The organism is Sulfurospirillum sp. (genome assembly GCF_036802865.1).
Taxonomy (GTDB): Bacteria; Campylobacterota; Campylobacteria; order Campylobacterales; family Sulfurospirillaceae; genus Sulfurospirillum.
This window is the reverse complement of the sequence record NZ_DAIRVK010000002.1, coordinates 545,471-566,767: the sequence shown is the minus strand read 5'-3', so window position 1 is coordinate 566,767 and position 21,297 is coordinate 545,471. Positions and strand designations below refer to the sequence as shown.

Genomic DNA, 21,297 nt, shown 5'->3' with positions numbered 1-21,297 from the left:
AGAAAAACAAGAGATAAAGGAGAAAAAATGAAAAGATTAATGTTGGTGGGTGGGCTATTAATGATAAACACATTTTTGCAAGCAGATACTTATCTGCTAGTTATGAGCAAAGATGATCAACTCTGCCAAAACATAACCAGTATGTTTAATAAAGATCTTTTTGAGCACAAAGAAGTACATTTGGAAAATCACAAAGAGTTTAACGCTGTTATTTGGGATAAGGAGTTTGAGTTTTATCGTGCAGGAGAAGATAAACCTATGAATGAACCACGTTGCGATGAGAAACAATCTTATGGATGCAAAAATGCCATCTTTGATATCAATAATGACGGTAAAGATGAACTAGTTGCATTTATGGATGAGCGCTTATATGGAACCCCAAGCTATAATCAAATTGACTATGTTACACCAAAGGCTGACACTCCGCTAAAGTTTCAATATGGACAAGGGCGCATTTCTGTAGGTTTTAAACGAACAAATAGTCACGATTACAAAGAGTTCCCTGTTCAAAAGGTACATAATGATGGGTTTAAGCAGTATGTTTCATCCGGTTCAGATGTTTTACTTCGTCCTTTTAAATTAGCCGATACCTTTTACATCGCTACGTTTTTTAATACGCATGGTCGTGATAATTGGGATGGTTTGGGATACCGCAGTAAAAATCTGAATGATAACAATATGATCTCTATCAGTAAATACGATGCTACTAATGAACAGCACGATCTATGTTATATGATGCGTGTTTTTACCAGTCCAACATTTAAAAAAACGAAAAAGGATAACTAATGGCACTCTCAAATCTTCATACAAATTATAAATCAAGCTATAAAGACGATCTCATAAATCTCACAAAAGCAAAGGAAAATCCAGATCTTTTGAAGAATAAAGATTTGTCAACTAACCTCAATGCCCAAGTTGATAAAACTGCCAATTCTATCGCATTAGGTTATGGTTATGATCTTTTTCAAAACTACTCTACCATTACCTCTGATTTATCAAATCTTGCCTCTTCTGCAACCAGTAATCTCAGCAATGAACAAGCCATTCAAGCCGTGAAAGATTTGATTGGTAGCCATAGAGTCAAGGTTGATAGTAAATGGCAGTTTAAAGCAGATGGAGACATTGATTCACTTAAAACATTACAAGATAGAATCAATTCAACCATCACTCTTTCAACCGAGCAAAATGCGACAACCTTAATGACTAAAGAACTAGATGCTATGCAAGACAAAGTTGTCGCTAAAACAGGGCTTGGCGAATCAAATGAGCTTATATCTCTTGTCGATATGGCATTTAACGGGGGTATAGGTCTGATTGGACCAAAATTGACTGAAGCTATTGCAAATGACGATAGAGTGGCTGCATGGTATGAGATAAAATATGATTCCAATAAAGCAAACAATGATGTTAGAAGCTTTGGCTTACAAAACCGCAGAGATGCACAATCGGATTTATTTGGTTTATACTCTTCTGCAGATGGTAAAATACCTACAACGGCTGGTGAAGCCAATAGAGTCATTACTTTTTTAGAATCTATGCGTTCAAAAATTATAGATTATCTTAACCATGTTAAAAATGATGCTGGTGAAGTGAAAGGAAATATAGCAGATCTTAATAACGCTCTTTCAGCCGCAGAAACTTTTCTTACGGGAGGTAGTGCAGGTGAAATATATACCTACTTTACTGCCGATAAGTTTCAACTTAGCGCAGACTACTTCAAAATAACTATTGATGAGCTATTAAAAACCAATCCAAATTTGTTTGTGAGTGAAGATAAAAGCTTTTACCTTTTAAAAGAAGGCGAAAAACTCTACCTCCCAGAAGATTATAATTTTGACCATACGAGCCTCAACCCCTACGACTTCAACCTCACAAGTTCCTACTTCTTCCAACGCAGAGACCCACTAGCCCTAGACACCAATAAAGACGGCTTCATAGCCACCACCAGTGTCACAGAATCAGAAACCTACTTCGACTTAACCGGCGATGGCATAAAAGAGCGCACAGGATGGATCAAAGGTGAAGATGCACTGCTTGTGTATGATGCCAATGAAGATGGACAAGTAGGTGGAATTTCTGAAGTCTTTGGTAACGTAACCACAGAAGGCTTCGATGAACTAAGAGATACCATCGACTCCAATTATGACAATAAAATAGATCGTAAAGACATTCTCTTTAACCGCCTCCAACTCTGGCATGACTATGACCAAGATGGTAGTGTCGATGAGGGTGAACTAAAAAGCCTCAAAGAAGAAGGCATCACCTCCATAGACTTAAACTCTGTACAAACCAACATCAACACCAATGGTAATGTCATCACAGAAGCATCTCACTATACAACCGCCACAGGCGAAAAAGAACTTATAGCCGATGTGCATTTACAATACGATGCAAGAGATACCATCATAGACCTTGTCCAACAAGAAGACTTTACCATAGACCCAACGACCTTAAACTTACCAAACCTTCGAGGGTATGGACTGGTGGTTGATAGTTTCATTGCGTATCAAACCAATGAGAACTTAGCTACCCTTGCAAAGCAATATGCTACAGATGAACAGCTTATATCCAATGACTTTGATGAGTATATCAATGAATGGAGTGGTTATAACGCCTATAAAGAGACCATAGCTAAAAAATACAATCTAAGCGCAGATGTCGATATGTCTGATCTTGATCGAAAAATCTGGATCATGGAGAAGTTCTCAGGCAAAGAAGAACTCACCAGTCGCATAGAGTCAAACTATGAAGCAAACGCTAAAGCAGTTACTGGTACTAAAGATGTTACTGTAACTTCAATAAATGGACAAAACAGATTAATCCTTGCCTCAGACTATATCAATACCCAATACAATAGCATGCTCCACCGAACCCAGAGTGAATTTGCCATCCAAAGTGTCTTTGAAAATGTCTTTACAGGTGTAAGTTACAGTGTCGACACAGACTCCTTGAAAGTAACAGATGCAACAAAACTGCAACAAAGTTTAACCAATTATCTGAATGATGCTTCTATCGATATAGACTCTAAAGTATTTTTAGCTCAAACCATTTGGATGCTCAATACTACGAAGTCATTAACCATAGATGCCATAGCCCTTTTAGCAACAATTACCGATAGTATGAGCCACGATCTCATCCAACAAACGATGACTTCAGGAATTGACTTTACAGGAAGTAAAGGTGATGATAAACTTGAAGTCACTGGCAATAGCTTAGTACTTGGCAATAGTGGCAATGACATCATCCAGTCACACGATAGTGCCAACCAAACGTATCTTTTTAGAAAAGGTGATGGTAAAGATATACTTTTTGATGCAGGTGGCAATGATACTTTGAGGTTTGATAAAGACATCATTAAAGATGACATCGTGCTTTCAAAAGAAGGATTTGATCTTCTTTTATCTCTTAAAGACTCTACCGATAGCGTGCGTGTTAAAGACTGGTTTTTAAATGCAAATCGCATTGAAAACATTGTGCTAGGAGATGGAATAGCGCTGAATGTAACAACTATCTTACAACAGTTTTCAGTCACTGAAAATGCTGATGTCATAGACTTAGACAATCAAGACAATACCATAGATGCTTTGGGTGGAAATGATACTGTTCGCTCTTTTGGTGGAAATGACACACTCAGCGCAGGAAGTGGAAATGATAGTATTTACGCAGGTTCAGGTGATGATAAACTCTACGGAAATGAAGGCAATGATGTTCTGTCAGCTGACTCAGGAGATGATAAACTTGTCGGCAATGAAGGTGATGATACGTTAGATGCAGGAATCGGTAATGATACCCTAACTGGTGGTGTAGGTGCTGATACACTGTATGGAGGATCTGGCAATGATCTTTACCTATACAGTAAAGGTGATGGTAAAGATATCCTCAGTGATGAAAGCGGAGAAGATACCTTGCGTTTTAGTGAAGGCATCACCAAAGATGATCTGATCGCAAAAGCGAATGGCAATGATCTGATCATTGGCATTAAAGAAGAGGGAAAAACATTTGATCAACTAACTGATACGGTTACCATTAAAAACTACCTTTCCAGTGGAAAGTTAGAACACTTACTCTTAAATGATGGAACTTCATTAGCGTTAGATGAATTGCAACGTGGTAGTGAAGAGAGTGACTATCTTGTGTATGGCAATGAAGCATCTACTGTCAATGCACTCGATGGTAATGATACTATCATCACTGGAAGTGGTGCTGATATCATTGATGGTGGTAGCGGAAACGATACAATCAGTGTAGGTGGTGGAAATGATAGTGTTTCTGGCAGAAGTGGAAACGACGTTATCGATGCGGGAGATGGAGCCAATGTTGTTGATGGAGGAGAAGGTAACGATACGATCAGTGCAGGTAGTGGCAATGACACTCTGAATGGTGACAGTGGCAACGATAGCATTGTTGCAGGCTCAGGTGTAGATGTCATCACCGGTGGATTGGGTGATGATGTGCTTCAAGGTGGACTTGGTAATGACACCTACCTCTTCAATAAAGGTGATGGAAAAGATACCATAGATGATACTTACCGTTATGGTTACAACAATCAACTTAGCCAATATGCAGGAGAAGATACTCTCAAATTTGGAGAAGGCATCACTAAAAATGATCTTGTTGTGCTGAGTGTTGGAAGTGACGTCATCATCGGCATCAAAGAAGAAGGTAAAAGCTTTGCAGAACTAAGCGATAAAATCACCCTAAAAAATTATACCGATTCTGATAGTAGAGTGGAAAACATACTCTTTGCAGATGGCTCAAAGTTTCTTATAAGTGATCTTTTTAGCGCAACAGAGGGAGCAGATCAGCTCATCTATGGCGATACGACTGTAATGGTTGATGCGCTTGGTGGCAATGACACCATCGTCTCAGGAAATGGGAATGACGTCATAGCAGGAGGAGAGGGAAATGATGCCATTACGTCAAACAGTGGCAATGACACTCTCGGTGGTGGAGCAGGAGACGATGCACTTTACTCAGGTTCTGGCGATGACATACTTTCAGGCGGTACTGGAGTCGATAATCTTCAAGGCGGACTAGGATCTGATACCTACCTCTTTAGTAAAGGTGATGGCAAAGATAGTATCTATGATGACTACCGATATAGTGGCAATTCCCAAGGTAATGCAGGGCTTGATACTTTGAAATTTTCCGAGGGCATTACCAAAGACGATCTTGTCATTAGACTCAATGGCAATGATCTTATCATCGGCATTAAAGAAGAGGGTAAAAACTTTGAAGCACTCAGTGACACTGTCACTATCAAAGAGTACTTCAACACTAACAACCGTATCGAAAAGATACAGCTAAGCGATTGTACGTTTGTTTCGCTTGAAGAGCTCCAACAAGGAACCGATGGCGATGATGTTCTAACCTTTAACGATGAAAATACAACCATTAATGCTCTTGGAGGCAATGATAAAATCACCACAGGTGCAGGCAATGATATCATTGATGGCGGTAGTGGTAATGATACGATTTATAGTCATGCAGGTGCAGACACCATCACCGCAGGAAGCGGAAACGATAGCGTATACGCAGGTTCAGGTGATGATAAACTCTACGGAAATGAAGGCAATGATGTTCTGTCAGCTGACTCAGGAGATGATAAACTTGTCGGCAATGAAGGTGATGATACGTTAGATGCAGGAATCGGTAATGATACCCTAACTGGTGGTGTAGGTGCTGATACACTGTATGGAGGATCTGGCAATGATCTTTACCTATACAGTAAAGGTGATGGTAAAGATATCCTCAGTGATGAAAGCGGAGAAGATACCTTGCGTTTTAGTGAAGGCATCACCAAAGATGATCTGATCGCAAAAGCGAATGGCAATGATCTGATCATTGGCATTAAAGAAGAGGGAAAAACATTTGATCAACTAACTGATACGGTTACCATTAAAAACTACCTTTCCAGTGGAAAGTTAGAACACTTACTCTTAAATGATGGAACTTCATTAGCGTTAGATGAATTGCAACGTGGTAGTGAAGAGAGTGACTATCTTGTGTATGGCAATGAAGCATCTACTGTCAATGCACTCGATGGTAATGATACTATCATCACTGGAAGTGGTGCTGATATCATTGATGGTGGTAGCGGAAACGATACAATTACTTCAGGTAGCGGAGCTGATAAAATTATCGGCGGATTAGGAGATGATGTTATTAACGCAGAAGGTGGCGATGATGTACTCTTTGGTAATGAAGGAGCTGATATCCTTCAAGCAGGAAGTGGAGAAGACACTCTAACTGGTGGTACAGGAGATGATAGTCTTTATGGTGGACTAGGCAATGATACCTATATTTTCAATAAAGGTGATGGCAAAGATAGACTAAGTGATGAAGGTGGCGTTGATGCTATTAGTTTTGGTACAGGCATCGCAAAAGAAAATCTCATCTTTAAACAGGTTGGGTATGATCTTGTCGTCGCGGTTAAAGAAGCTGGAAAAACATTTAGTTCCTTAGGCGATAAACTTACTATCTCAAATTACTTTAAAGATACCAATACCATCGAAACATTGAAGTTTGCCGATGGAACTCAAATGACCAACAGCGAAGTAGCCGCACTCTTTGTCAATGTCAATATAGAAGATACCATCTTTAGTAAACAAGGTGCCGTACTTCGTGGTGGCAATGGCGATGATGTATATGTGTACAATCAAGGCGATTTTACCGTGGTAATCGATGATTATTACTACAAAGATGGACTTGAAGTTAATGCAGGTAAAGATACTCTTCAATTCGCAACGGGCATCAATAAAGCTGATGTGACGATTGGTGTAAATGGAACAAATCTGATCATAAAGATTAATAGTTCTGAAACTTACCAAGAATTACAAGATATCGTGGTCATTAAAGACTGGGCAAATGTAAACCATGGCATTGAGAAGATCATCTTTAGTAATGGTGAAGTCATGGACATCTCTAAAACCGAAACATTCCCTACCATCACTTTCAACAACACTTGGACATCAAAACGCTACTACATTTATGGCAATGACAATGATGAAATTTCAGGAACTACAAGTGCCGATACCATTGAAGCAGCAGGTGGAGCTGATGTGATTAGTGGAGGTGATGGCAATGACATCATCTATGGTCAATATGGAGATGACATCATTGATGGGGGAACGGGTGACGATAAAATCATCGGAGGAGCTGGAGCTGACTATATCAAAGATGCCTTAGGCAATGATGTGTATATCTTTAATAAAGGTGATGGCAGAGATATCATTAAAGATAGTGCTGGAACAGATGTCCTCTTCTTTGGAGAAGGTGTCAGTAAGGATGATATCGTTCTTCGCGTATTTGACAATAATCTTGCTGTTGGTCTAAAAGAAGGAAGCACCTCATTTTATAGGCTGAATGATCGTATTATCTTAAAAGATTGGTACAGTAACGGTCGCATTGAGTCTTTCAAGTTTAGTGATGGCACTACTATGAGTTCTGTAGATATTATTCAAAGTATTAAAACTGACGGGAATGATACAATTAATGGACTTGATGATCAAAATGACATCCTCAATGGTGGTGTAGGTAACGACACAATAGATGGTAAAAATGGCAACGATATTCTCAATGGAGGTGTCGGAACTGATGTACTTACTGGTGGCAATGGGGATGATACCTTTGATGGCGGTTATGGAGATGACACTATGAGTGATATTAGTGGCAATGATATTTATGATGGAGGATACGGCAACGATACTATAAATGATGTTAGTGGAAATGACACTTATCGATTTGGAAAAGGAATGGGCAAAGATGTTATCACTGATAATGCAGGGCTTGATAGCATTGTCATGGCAAATGGCATTTTAAAAAGTGATGTCATTTGGCAACAAGTGGGCAATGACCTTGTCATTGGACTCAAAGAAGACGGTAAAACACTCGATCAGCTTATCGATACGATAACTGTAAAAAACTGGTATACAGGCGGTATAACAAATCGTGTTGAGATCGTAAAATTTACAGATGGAAGTACAATCACTTCAAATGACATACTCCAAGGAACCGAACAAGATGACAATTTAACGTATGGAGCAGAGGACAATGTTGTCCACGCATTAGGCGGTAATGATGTTATTGTTTCAGGGGCTGGGAATGATATTATTTACGGGGAAAAAGGAAATGATGCTATCGTATCAGGCGGAGGTAATGATACACTCTATGGAGGAGATGGAGCTGATGCACTACAAGGGCAAGATGGTAATGATACCCTTTATGGAGGAGATGGTAATGATGAACTCTATGGACAATTAGGGGATGATGTTATGGATGGAGGGTCTGGTAATGATCTTCTTGAAGGACGAAGTGGAAACGATACCTATTTGTTTGGACGAGGTGATGGTAAAGATCTTGTAAGAGAGAATAACTTTGAGAATAGTAACTATGGCAATGATACTCTTAAATTTAAAGAAGGAATCACTGCCGATGATATTCTGATCAAACAAGTAGGGAATAATCTTGTCATCGGACTAAAAGAAGAAGGAAAAACATTTGATCAACTCAGTGATACAATTACATTCGAGAATTGGTTAGCTGGTTCCCCCGATTATTATGAATCCAGATGGATGTTTAATACGTATTATGCTGTTGAGAATATTGTTTTTAGTGATGGAACGACATGGAATAAAGCAGATATTATGGCTCATGTTGGAACCGATGATAATGAGATAATATATGCTTTAGATGGCGCAGATACGATTCATGGTGGCAAAGGTAATGATATACTTTATGGACGGGTAGGAGATGATACTTATCTGTTTAATAGGGGTGATGGCAAAGATACAATTTATGATAGCTATGGTAGTCAGCAAAATGGTAATAATGCTGGTAACGATACCCTGAAGTTTGGTGATGGCATTACTGCGGATGACTTTATTATCCAAAAATCAGGCAATAATGTTCTTATTGGTATTAAAGAAGATGGTAAAGTATTTGATCAACTCAGCGATGTTATTACGATTAAAGATTGGTATAACGTTAATAATAGAATTGAGCACTTTGTACTTAGTGATGGAACTAAAATTAATACAGTATTCTTGTTTGATCCAACCGAACAAGATGACAATTTAACGTATGGAGCAGAGGACAATGTTGTCCACGCATTAGGCGGTAATGATGTTATTGTTTCAGGGGCTGGGAATGATATTATTTACGGGGAAAAAGGAAATGATGCTATCGTATCAGGCGGAGGTAATGATACACTCTATGGAGGAGATGGAGCTGATGCACTACAAGGGCAAGATGGTAATGATACCCTTTATGGAGGAGATGGTAATGATGAACTCTATGGACAATTAGGGGATGATGTTATGGATGGAGGGTCTGGTAATGATCTTCTTGAAGGACGAAGTGGAAACGATACCTATTTGTTTGGACGAGGTGATGGTAAAGATCTTGTAAGAGAGAATAACTTTGAGAATAGTAACTATGGCAATGATACTCTTAAATTTAAAGAAGGAATCACTGCCGATGATATTCTGATCAAACAAGTAGGGAATAATCTTGTCATCGGACTAAAAGAAGAAGGAAAAACATTTGATCAACTCAGTGATACAATTACATTCGAGAATTGGTTAGCTGGTTCCCCCGATTATTATGAATCCAGATGGATGTTTAATACGTATTATGCTGTTGAGAATATTGTTTTTAGTGATGGAACGACATGGAATAAAGCAGATATTATGGCTCATGTTGGAACCGATGATAATGAGATAATATATGCTTTAGATGGCGCAGATACGATTCATGGTGGCAAAGGTAATGATATACTTTATGGACGGGTAGGAGATGATACTTATCTGTTTAATAGGGGTGATGGCAAAGATACAATTTATGATAGCTATGGTAGTCAGCAAAATGGTAATAATGCTGGTAACGATACCCTGAAGTTTGGTGATGGCATTACTGCGGATGACATCGTATTAAGAATGAATGGCTCTAACTTAGAAATTGATGCAGGAAATGGTGATTTTATAACTATCAACTCGCAAACCAATCTCAATAATGCCATTGAAAAGATCGTACTCAGTGATGGTACCTATATGACCAGCCTTGATATCGAAAAACTCTCCGAAAACCTGAGTCTTTATGCTTCTGAAAATGGCATTTCATTAACAAGTACAGACATAATCCGATCCAATGGGCCTATGATGGAAATGATCGGCTCATATTGGAGAGGTGGCAATAGTTCAGGTGGTGAATATACCCCTCCAATTGTACTTGATCTTAATGGCAATCTTAAAACCTCTATCGCATTAGAGTCAAGCAATGTTTATTTTGATTATGATGGCAATGGAATTAAGGAAAAAACGGCTTGGGCAGAATCAAGTGATGCACTACTTTCGATGGATCTTAATGGTGATGGACTCATAAACAACGGTGGCGAGCTTTTTGGTAATTACACCAAACTTGCCGATGGCTCTTTATCAAGTGACGGTTATACTGCACTTGCTCAGTACGATAGCAACCACGATAATATCATTGATGTTAATGATAGTGCTTTTGCAAGCCTGAAAATCTGGAAAGACGCTAACCAAAACGGCATCACGGATGCTGGAGAGCTTACAAGTCTACAGTTAAGCGATATTTCTTCCATTCATCTTACCAGAGAAGATGGTACAACTTTCAACCAAATTACAGAAGCTGGGAATATCATCTCCAATCAAACAAGCTTTACCTCAAGTAGTAATGGTTCAGGCATTGTTAGAGATGTTTGGTTTAAAGTGGATAAAAACGACACGATCACCAACAACGACACATTCATCTCTAGAATTGCCAATGAAAGCTTTAGCGGAGGCGAGGGCAATGACACCTATGTGATGAAATTAGGTGGCGGTAAAGATGTCATTGATGATAATGACCCAACAGGACTTGGCATTGATACAATTCGTTTTGCAAGTGGAATTAGCGCAGATCAAATCCTTGTGAAATGGGATCGCCAAACCAATGGACTCGTCATTGGTATCCGTGAAAATAGCGAAGACGATACGGCACTTAAAGATCTTTCCGATCAGATCGTTGTTAAAAATTGGTTTGATGCAACAGGGAAAATCGAAAAATTTGTCTTTGCCGATGGCACAGCCTTAGATGCACAAGCTATCTATGCCAAACTTATGCAAACCAAAGAAAATGGCGAACTCTCAGCTACGGTTTTAGCATCAGGCGATAGCTTAGTGGGAGGTCGTTACAACGATGTTCTTTTTGGTGCAGATGGAAATGAGCTCATCAGCGGTAATGATGGCGATGACTTCTTAAATGGACAAGCAGGCGATGACCAGTTAATGGGTGATGATGGTGATGATGTCATTGACGGTGGCATGGGTGCAGACATCTTAATGGGTGGCAATGGCGATGACTACTATATTTTCGAAAAAAATGGCGCTCATGATTTAATTAGTGATAGCTCTGGCATTGATACTTTAATGTTAGGTGCAGGTATTGCCAGAGGAGATATTCTCGCTAAAGTCGTTGGCGATGACATCATCCTAGGACTTAAAGAAACAGGTAAAAGTTTTGAAGAACTAAGCGACACTATCACCATCAAAAACTGGACACAAACAGGCTTTGAAATTGAAAAAGTCATATTAGATGATGGTACAACATTAAGCCTTGATGATTTACGTAATCAAGCACCAATTCTCATAGATGTAGAAGTAAATGTTCAACTTCAAGATGCAAGAAAAAGCACAGGTAATATCAATGTTATTGATCCAGACGGTGATACCTTAACGTATGGTATTTCAACTCAAGCCTCACACGGTAAGATTTCTATTAATGCAAACGGCGAGTGGACTTATCAATCTGAAGGTTCTTATAACGGTGATGATATTGCCATTATTACTATTGATGATGGCAATGGAGGGGTTGTAAAGCAAACCTTACGATTTGAGGTTCAAGGTTATATCTATGAGGGTGAAGATCTTGTCATTGATGATACAAGTGATACTAAAACACTTGTAATGAATACTTTGAGCAAAGATGATCTTCGCTTTTCTTGCAATGGAGGTGATCTTGTTATCACTGTTGCAGATACGAAGACCATTACCTTGAAAAACTATTTCACTGATCCTCAAGCTGGTGTCGAAGTATTGCAAATGGCAGAAGGCACTATTAGCCTTTCACGAGATGCTATTAATCCAATCATGTATGGCGGTTATGTCGTTTTAGATGCAAGTGATCATCTTGTTGCAGGAGATAATACTGGCAACTGGCTCCTTGGTAATGTAGGGAATGATATTTTACTCGGAGCGGGTGGCAATGATTATGTGAGTGGTGGCAGTGGAAATGACCTTATGGTAGGTGGAGATGGTAATGATAACTTGCAAGGAAACAATGGCAATGATGCAATCTACGGCGATAATGGCAATGATCAAATCTACGCAGGAGAGGGCAACGACATACTAAATGGTGGGAGTGGAACTGACATGCTCTTTGGTGAGAATGGTGATGATGTCATAAGCGGAGGTAGTGGCAATGACACTCTTTATGCAGGCAGTGGCAACGATACGCTAAAAAGTGGAAGTGGCGATGACTTCATCGATGGTTCTTATGGAAGTGACACCTATCTTTTCAATATCGGTGATGGAGCTGATACGGTCGTTGACTCCTCGGCCTATGGCAGTAGCGATACGGATAAAATCCTCTTTGGTGCAGGAATCACCAAAGAGAACCTGCAAATCCTAAGAGATAACTATGACTTGGTCTTTAAAGTCAATGACAATGATTCTATGCGTATTAAATACTGGTTTGGCGGAGTCCAAAGAAATACGATAGAACAGATCACTTTCAGTGATGGAACAACACTTAACACAACCGATGTCAATGCACTTGCTATCACAAAAGGCACTGAGGGCAGTGATTGGCTCTTTGGTATTGATACTCTCGGGGACAATATCTATGGTATGGGTGGCAATGATGGCATCTATAGTTATGGTGGCAATGACGTTTTAAGTGGTGGGACAGGCAATGACTTCATGGAGGGAGGCAGTGGCAGTGACACTTACTTATTTAACAAAGGTGATGGAAAAGATACGATCAATGAGTGGGCAAGCTGGAATAGCAGTGATGTAGATAGTGTTAAATTTGGTGATGGCATCACAAACAATGATGTTAGCTTTATACTCAGTGGTACAAACCTTCTTATCCAGTACGGACAAAACGATACCATCAAAGTTGCCAATACATACAACAATACCTCTTCATCGCCGATAGAGCGCATAGAGTTATCAAACGGTAGTTATCTCACGGACAATGATATGAACCTAATCATTCAGCAAATGAGTGCGTATGCTGTCGATAAAGGTATTTCATTAACCTCTAATAGTGATATACAAAACAACCAAGCCTTAATGCAGATCGTAAGTTCAGGATGGCATAACGCATGATGAAAAAAGCCTTTCTGGGAGTCGCAGTATTTTCTGTGACTCTTGGCTTTGCCCATCAGAGTGTCACCTTTGAGATGTTGTTAGATGCAATGGAAAAAAGTTCCCCAAAGTTGCAACAACAACGTCTTCAAACCAAAATTGCACAAGAGAGTCTAAGAACTGCGGAAGCTGCGTATCTTCCTACTTTAGCCCTTGGTGGAACATCGGAGTATTCTAAAAAATTTACTGATGCAACGACACCTTCGTATATTGGTAGTGATAGTTTAACCCAAACCTCCCAGTACCAGAACTCTTCCACAATCTCGCTTACGTATGACCTTTTTCGCTTTGGTGCCACCAATCTTGGTGTAAAAGCTGCCAATGAACAGATAAAAGCGTCCAAAGCAGGGGAGTGCGTGAATCTTAAAGAGCAGTTAGACTCTCTATTGGAAGCCTATGCCAAAGTGCGTATAGCTACTGCAAAGCTAGCCTATTACCAACGTATCCAAAAGCTCTATCAAGAATCCTACGTTATGGCAAAAAGACTCAATGAGGCAGGGGAACTCGCTCAAACAGAAGTCATCACCTATGCCCAATATATGGCTGATCAGCTTGTTCTGAGTGCTCAAATTCAAGAAGAAAAAGAGAGTATGTTAGCGCATATGTCTTACCTTAGCGGTGTTAAATTGGATGGTTCTTCTAAGTTAGAGCCTTTACATGTAAAAGAGTCTTCTGTACGATCTTTAAGCTTTGAAGAGAGTTCCAGTGCTAAACAAGCCTATGCCAGCATTGAGCAAAAGAGTGCGCAACTTAAAGCAGAGAAGACACGCTATCTGCCTGTTTTTTCACTGTATAGTAAGTATGATATTTATGGTTCAGACAAAGATCGTCTTAGCCAAGCTACCGATAATATGGAGAAAAATGGTTATAGAGTAGGGCTTTCTTTTAGTTGGACAATTTTTGATGGCTTTGCCAGAGAAGCTGCTGTGGAGACAAGACTCTTAGAGTTGCAACAAGCAAGAGTTGCCCTTGAAGAGGCTAAACGAACCTACGAAAAAGAGCAGTATCTTCTGCAATCACAAGCACGTGAACGTGAACAAAGACTAAACAGTGCTAAAAGAAGTGAAGCTTCTTCTCAAAATGTATCTGAGATGATCGAAAGCCTGCATGAAAATGGTCAAAAAGATAAACTCTCAAGCCTTAAAGCTCAAATCCAATACTACCAAACCGCCATCGCTTCCAATGAAGCAGAAGAGCTACTCAGCCTTAGTCACACCAAAGAGATTCTCTTTTCTCAAAAGGAGTATGAATGCGCAGCGCATTAGTCGCACTTGAAGTCGTTGGACAGCTCAACCGCATTGCGATTGACTCCACCGCCATTGCTAGAAAATATGCTTTAGATGCCAATGAACCTTCCATTGAGGTATTGGCTCGTATTGCTAAAGAGCAGGGCTTTAAAACCAAACTGAAATCACTCACGCTTGCTCAAATGGAAAAATACCCTTTGCCGTGTATCGCACGAAAAAAAGATGCAGGTTACATTACGATCTTAAAAATTGATCTTGAAAAAGAGCAGATGTTGGTCTTTGAAGCAGGAGCTAAAGAGCCTTATTTACTCAGTTTTACAGATTTTACAACCACCATACAGCCTAAAGTGATTATTCTCAAACATAAAATCATGACCGATCAGATCAAATTTGGCTTTGCTTGGTTTTACAATCAACTGTTACACTATAAACGTATTGTTGGTGAAGTCCTTTTAGCCTCCTTTGTGATGCAGCTCTTTGGTCTCGTTACACCACTGTTTACACAGGTTGTTCTTGATAAAGTATTGGTTCACCACAGTATGAGTACGCTTAATGTCATTGCTATCGCCTTTGGAGCGGTCATTCTCTTTGAGTTTTTACTGAGCATCGTACGTAACTATATTTTTGTTCATACCACCTCAAAGATCGATGCAAGGCTTGGAGCAAGATTGTTTCGCCATCTTATCTCGCTTCCTTTGGTCTACTTTGAGAAACGAAAAGTGGGCAATATTATCGCTCGTGTACGAGAACTCGATCAGATCAGAGAGTTTATCGCCAACAAGTCCGTCACCGTGCTTTTAGATATGCTTTTCTCAGTGGTGTTTGTAGTAATGATGATGATCTATAGTGTGCAACTCTCTTTCGTCTCTTTAGGTTTTATTGCCATTATCGCAACACTCTATATCATCGTGACCCCGAACCTTCGCAAACGTCTTGAAGCGAAGTTTCAAATGGGTGCACAATCCAATGCCTATTTAGTGGAATCGGTCACGGGTATGCAAACGGTGAAAGCCTTAGCCATTGAAGGTAGTATGCAAAAGAAGTGGGAAGAGTACTTAGGAGCTTACGTTAATGCTGGCTTTAATCTAGCCCATCTTTCCAATATACTTTCCGGTGTCAGTGGCGCTTTACAAAAGCTGATGACGCTCAGCATTCTTTACTTTGGAGTAGGGCTGGTCATTGATAATAAACTGAGTGTTGGGCAACTTATAGCCTTTCAGATGTTTGCTGGTCAGTTTAGCTCTCCTGTCATGCGTTTAGTAGGACTTTGGAATGAGTTCCAACAAGCATTGCTTTCGGTGGATCGCATAGGTGATATTCTGAATACTCCCACCGAGCAGATGAACGATAAAGCCATTACTTTGCCAAAAGTGCAAGGGGAGGTTAACTTTGACAAAATTGCCTTTCGTTATGCCCTTGATGGTCCGCTTATTTTAAAACAACTCTCTTTACATGTAAGCCCAGGACAAAGCATTGGTGTGGTAGGGCGAAGTGGTAGTGGAAAGAGTACGCTCACCAAACTGTTACAGCGTCTTTATCTCCCTCATGAAGGAGCAGTCTACATCGATGGTGTAGACATTAGACATATGAATCCCTCATGGCTTCGCCATAACATCGGCGTTGTTTTACAAGAGAATTATCTCTTTAGTGGAACGATTAAAGAGAACATTGCCTTTGCGGTTCCAGGCGCTTCAATGGAGCGCATAATCACCGTTTCTAAAATTGCAGGAGCACATGAGTTTATCTCAGAACTTCCTGAAGGGTATGATACTTTTGTAGGAGAACGCGGTTCATCACTCTCTGGTGGACAGAGACAACGCATTGCCATTGCAAGGGCTCTTCTAGGAGATCCTAAGGTTCTCATATTTGATGAAGCAACCTCTGCTCTTGATTATGAATCTGAAAAAATCATTCAAGATAACCTCAAAGCCATTAAAGAGGGAAGGACAATGTTTATTGTCGCTCATAGACTAAGTACTGTAAGAGATTGTGATGAGATCATCGTGATGGATAAAGGCGATATTGTAGAGCGAGGTAGCCATGATGAACTCATGGTGCTTAAAGGCTACTATCACTTCTTAACCACACAGCAGGAGAGGGCATGAAGGCGAAAAAACAGCACAATGATGTGCATGAGTTTCAGCCTCTGTTGGTTGAAATTGAAGACAGACCCCTTAATCCATTAGGCCGTACTATTTTATGGCTTATCTTTGGCGTGATCTTTTTTGGAATAATGTGGCTTAGCTTTGCAACGATAGATATCGTGGTAAGCGCACGGGGTAAAGTGGTTCCTACAGGGGAGGTTAAGATACTTCAACCCATTGAAACTGGTGTAATTGCCAAGATATTGGTCAAAGAGGGCGAACATGTAGAAAAAGATCAAGTACTGATGCAAATTGATCCTAGTGTCACACAAACAAGCCTTGCTTCGAAAGATAAAGACCTCATAGTCCATATTTTAGAAAATGAACGCTTAAGCGCTTTAGTGGAAAATAGAAAACCAAACTTTACGCAGTATAAATATTTCGACCAAGCTCTTTTGGCCGAACAAAGTGATCTGTACCTTCACCAACGTGATTCGCTGAATGCTTCTAAATCACAATATTCGATGAAAAGATCCCAAGCAGGGGCACAATACAGCAGTGCTAAAGCAGATGTACAAAGACTCGAAGGTCTTTTACTCAAAGATCAAATAAGACTTCAAAGAATGGAAAAAGTGCTTGATATTATCGCACGTAATGATTATGAAGAAGTCCAAAAAAGTGTTCATAATGTTCGCGAACAGCTTAATATGGCTCGCCATAAAGAGCATGAGAGCAAACAACACCTCAAAGAGGTTGAACATGAAGAGAAAGTCTATGTTGAACAGACTCTTTCGACATGGTTTAATCAACTCCTTGATAAGAAAAAAGAGCTCAGAGCCTTAGAATCAGAAATCAATGCCATCTCTTTCCAAAACAGACAACAGCAGATTAAAGCACCTCTAAGTGGCTATGTCGCTAAATTAATGGTAAATACCGAAGGAGGGGTTGTAACCCCTGCTGAAAAGCTGATTTCTCTTGTTCCTGATGATGCGCCATTAATCGTCAAAGCAACCGTACTCAATCAAGATATAGGTTTCGTTGCCAAACAGATGCCTGCAGCCATTAAGATCGATACCTTTACCTTTCAAAAGTATGGTCTGATCGAGGGTATTGTAGATAGCATTGGTAATGATGCCATCGAAGATGAAAAGCAAGGGCTGATCTATGAGATCAAAGTGATTCCAACATCAACATCGATTATGGTTGATGGTAAAGAGAAACGATTAGAACCTGGTATGAATGTCACTACCGAGATTAAAGTAGGAAAGAGAAAAATCATTGAGTTCTTTATCTATCCGATTATTCAGTATATGGATGAGGGGTTAAGTGTGAGGTAAATTCAATGAAAATGGTATAATGATGTTATTATTGAAGAAGAGCCTGAGGCTCTTCTGTATTATTTAACTATAACTATAAATGTTATAAGTAGCTATTTTCATGCTACGAATTTAATGTAATATTTCTAAAGATGCTTCTGTAATTTAATTATGAAAATTACAGTTTTCAATAATTAATAAAAGTAAAATCTAAACTTCTTTTGTGTGGTAAGGTCATAGTTCTACTGGTAAAAATACATTAAAGTGTTTTTTGTTACTTACCAATAAGTTTGATAATATTAAAACTTTTTATTATAAGTATTTTAAGTTTATATTTATTCGTAGTGAGTTAGTATGAATTATTTAGATTATAAGTTATATAAACATTCTAATAAGGAATTTTCATGTTTAGTTTTTTTAAGTCACAAGAACAAACTGCTTTTAATGTATCTAATGGAGATTTAAATCAAGCGATTGTAACGTTAAATCTTCAAGAAAAAACGATTATAGCTGGACTTGATACTATTCCTTTTAACCCAAAGGTTGTTTTAGGTTTTGTCTCTCCTGCACTTGATTTCACATGCATCTCTTCAAAACTCAAACAGGCACTTCCGAGTGATGCAACATTGATTCTTTCAACGACTGCAGGTGAATTATGTAGTTTAGATGGTTTAACTCCCCTCTCCTCCTTATATTCGCAAGCGAATGCTGGTGAAGGCGATAACATCGTTTTAATGTTTTTCTCTCATGCTATCGTAAGTGATGTGTATGTAGCATCCATTCCTCTTAAGAGTGAAGATATGGCTACGAGTAAAAAAACAGCGGCAGAGCGTACTGCCGCTATTGCGGATGAGATTAGAAAAGTTCATGTTCCCTTTAAAGTTGAGTACCAAAATACCTTGGGCTATACCCTCATTGATGGGCTTAGTGCCAGTGAGAGCTTCTTTATGGAAGCTGCATACCAAGTGGGAAATATCCCCTGTCTTTTGGCCGGCGGAAGCGCTGGTGGAAAATTAGACTTTCAAAATACCTATATCTACGATGGAACGCGTACATTACGTCATCATGCGGTCATTACATTTTTAAAATTTGCACCACATTATCGTTTTAGTATTTTTAAAAGTCAAAACTTTAGAAAAACCGCTATCTCTTTTACTGTTTTAGCGGCAGATCCAATTAAACGTACCGTCAGTGCTTTTTTAGACCGCTCGACCAATATGAGTGTTGGTGTTATTGAAGCGCTTACAAACCACTTTAGATGCTCTGCCAATGAGTTAAGCACGAAGTTAGCAAATTATACGTTTGGTATTGCAATTAATGATGAAATTTACATTCGTTCTATTGCTTCTGTTGACACAACCGGTAATGTTCTTCATTTTTACTGCGATTTAGAAGCCGGCGAAGAGCTTATATTGCTTGAAAAAACAGATTTTGTGCAAACAACAACGCATGATTTTGAACAATTTAGTCGTAATAAACCACGCAAAGCTTTAGGTGCTATTTTTAACGATTGTATTTTAAGGCGTTTATGCAATGCTGGTGAGATTAATCGTTTAAAAGCATTTGAAGGTGTACCTGTCGTTGGCTTTTCTACATTTGGTGAACTCTTAGGTGTCAATATCAATCAAACATTAACAGCAATCTTTTTTTATCGTGTAGAAGAATCAGATAAATTTGAAGGTGAATATGTTGATCATTTTGTGCAAAAATATGCAGGGTTTAAAAGCTATTTTCTTTTAAGAAAAATCAATCGTCAAACGATGATTAACAACATTAACAAAGCGATGCTCAATCAAATGAAATCGAGTATGCCAGTTCTGCAAACGATTGGTGGAACACTCCAAAATGCTGTAAGTGCTATAGATGCGATTGAAACACAACTCTCTTCTGTTGAAAAAGAGTTTGTAGTCTTTTCATCAAGCATGGAAAAAGGCAGTGCAGACAATGCCAGCCTTTCCATTGAAGTTGATAATCTTACCAACAATGTTCGTGACATTCGTATGGTTTTAAGTGTTATCTCTGATATTGCTGATCAGACCAATTTACTGGCACTCAATGCTGCCATTGAAGCGGCACGCGCAGGGGAACATGGGCGCGGTTTTGCTGTCGTTGCCGATGAAGTACGCAAGCTTGCTGAGCGAACTCAAAAAAGTCTTTCTGAGACCAATGTATCGGTGAGTACTATCATCCAAGCCGTTGAGAGCATTAGCAATACGATGAGTGGCGTGAGCAGTGGACTTTTAGAAGTTTCTTCAAAAAGTAATACCCTCTCTTCTGATATGGAAAATTTAGCAGGGAAAAGTCATCTTATCTCTGGCGAGCTCAGATCACAATCAAAATTAACGGATGAGCTAAATACAGAGCTTGGTAAGCTCAGTGTGTATGAAAAAACACTCGATATTTTAAATCACTAGACTTCATGACCATAAGAAGGGCATTTTAAATGCCCTCTTCTTGCTTTATCGATAACCTCAAATTCACTTCATCGTACAGTTGTTTTTCTCTATTAAGTTTGTATATTTGTCCTGAATTTCGACATATTTTGCTAAGAGTTTATGAAATTCGACTTCATAGTCGATTTTTGTGCCCTGCTCTGGTTCTAGAGTAGTTTCACTTTTGAGCGTTGTTGTGCGTGGAAGAGACTCATCGATGATAAATTCCCGCTCTTCTCCATCAATATTTTTTTTAATAGTTTTAAGTTTTTTAGCATTAACCAATTTAACAACAGCAAAGGTGCTCATTTTGTTTTTTACGGCGTATTGCTGCATGGTAATCAGGTTTTGTTCCGACATATGTTTCCTTTTTTGACATATAAAGCAGTAAGCGGTATTTTAATCAATTAGGCTGAATTATAAGCAAAAATAACACTATAGATAACTTTTACATGGTTTGAAGCAAGTATAAAGTATAATAAGCTATATATCGTTACATACCTCTCAACGATTTTTCTCCAATTAAATTTCAAAATATTAAGGACACACTATGGGCGGATTACTTAACAATAGCGTAAAAATGGAAAATGGCTATAAACTTGCTGGACTTGCGACACAACAAAAACACACGGTACCTTACGAAGGAAAGCAGATGAATGTTGGAGCAGTGAACTCTGACAAAGCTAAAATGAGTGATGCTCAAAAAGCCAAAGCTAAGGCGAAGGCAAAACAAGTGAAAAAAGATAGAAAAAGAAATAAGTAACAAAAAAGTTGTAGGGACTAAAAAT

At 39.1% G+C, this 21,297-nt stretch carries 8 protein-coding genes; 7 read left to right on the top strand and 1 reads right to left on the bottom strand.

The features are described 5' to 3' along the window. Positions 1–27: 27 nt before the first annotated feature. The 6 genes from V7Q04_RS07160 to V7Q04_RS13160 all read left to right on the top strand — a co-directional run bounded on the left by V7Q04_RS07160 (position 28) and on the right by V7Q04_RS13160 (position 20,491). Positions 28–786 (top strand): hypothetical protein, encoded by a 759-nt coding sequence (locus V7Q04_RS07160; RefSeq protein WP_333804287.1) that lies wholly within the window; start codon positions 28–30, stop codon positions 784–786. Beyond that, entirely contained in the window at positions 786–13,391 is a 12,606-nt protein-coding gene (locus V7Q04_RS07155; RefSeq protein ID WP_333804286.1) for a calcium-binding protein, read from the top strand. The genes V7Q04_RS07160 and V7Q04_RS07155 overlap by 1 nt, the downstream gene beginning before the upstream one ends. Next, positions 13,388–14,695, top strand: a complete 1,308-nt coding sequence (locus tag V7Q04_RS07150) for a TolC family protein (RefSeq protein ID WP_333804285.1) — start codon at positions 13,388–13,390, stop codon at positions 14,693–14,695. Before V7Q04_RS07155 ends, V7Q04_RS07150 begins: the two co-directional genes overlap by 4 nt. Continuing rightward, entirely contained in the window at positions 14,680–16,782 is a 2,103-nt protein-coding gene (locus V7Q04_RS07145) for a peptidase domain-containing ABC transporter (protein ID WP_333804284.1), read from the top strand. The genes V7Q04_RS07150 and V7Q04_RS07145 overlap by 16 nt, the downstream gene beginning before the upstream one ends. After that, the gene (locus V7Q04_RS07140) at positions 16,779–18,098 is read left to right on the top strand and encodes an HlyD family type I secretion periplasmic adaptor subunit (RefSeq protein ID WP_333804282.1); all 1,320 of its coding nucleotides are present in this window, start codon (positions 16,779–16,781) and stop codon (positions 18,096–18,098) included. Before V7Q04_RS07145 ends, V7Q04_RS07140 begins: the two co-directional genes overlap by 4 nt. 383 nt (positions 18,099–18,481) lie before the next feature. Next, complete coding sequence (locus V7Q04_RS13160) at positions 18,482–20,491, top strand: methyl-accepting chemotaxis protein (protein WP_443070037.1); 2,010 nt, start codon at positions 18,482–18,484, stop codon at positions 20,489–20,491. Positions 20,492–20,554: 63 nt separating this feature from the next. Here the strand turns inward: V7Q04_RS13160 and V7Q04_RS07125 are convergent, their stop codons facing one another. Beyond that, positions 20,555–20,869: a hypothetical protein gene (locus V7Q04_RS07125; protein WP_333804281.1), complete on the bottom strand. Its 315-nt coding sequence runs from the start codon at positions 20,867–20,869 to the stop codon at positions 20,555–20,557. A gap of 190 nt (positions 20,870–21,059) precedes the next feature. Between V7Q04_RS07125 and V7Q04_RS07120 the strand changes: the two genes are divergently transcribed. After that, a complete protein-coding gene (locus V7Q04_RS07120; protein WP_333804280.1) occupies positions 21,060–21,272 on the top strand; it encodes a hypothetical protein in 213 nt (70 codons plus the stop codon). Positions 21,273–21,297: the final 25 nt, after the last annotated feature.

What these genes read in the sequence shown, in the direction of transcription:
- V7Q04_RS07125 (WP_333804281.1), bottom strand. Translation starts at nt 20,869, where the DNA reads ATGTCGGAACAAAACCTGATTACCATGCAGCAATACGCCGTAAAAAAC.
- V7Q04_RS07155 (WP_333804286.1), top strand. Translation starts at nt 786, where the DNA reads ATGGCACTCTCAAATCTTCATACAAATTATAAATCAAGCTATAAAGAC.
- V7Q04_RS07120 (WP_333804280.1), top strand. Translation starts at nt 21,060, where the DNA reads ATGGGCGGATTACTTAACAATAGCGTAAAAATGGAAAATGGCTATAAA.
- V7Q04_RS13160 (WP_443070037.1), top strand. Translation starts at nt 18,482, where the DNA reads ATGTTTAGTTTTTTTAAGTCACAAGAACAAACTGCTTTTAATGTATCT.
- V7Q04_RS07140 (WP_333804282.1), top strand. Translation starts at nt 16,779, where the DNA reads ATGAAGGCGAAAAAACAGCACAATGATGTGCATGAGTTTCAGCCTCTG.
- V7Q04_RS07150 (WP_333804285.1), top strand. Translation starts at nt 13,388, where the DNA reads ATGATGAAAAAAGCCTTTCTGGGAGTCGCAGTATTTTCTGTGACTCTT.
- V7Q04_RS07160 (WP_333804287.1), top strand. Translation starts at nt 28, where the DNA reads ATGAAAAGATTAATGTTGGTGGGTGGGCTATTAATGATAAACACATTT.
- V7Q04_RS07145 (WP_333804284.1), top strand. Translation starts at nt 14,680, where the DNA reads ATGCGCAGCGCATTAGTCGCACTTGAAGTCGTTGGACAGCTCAACCGC.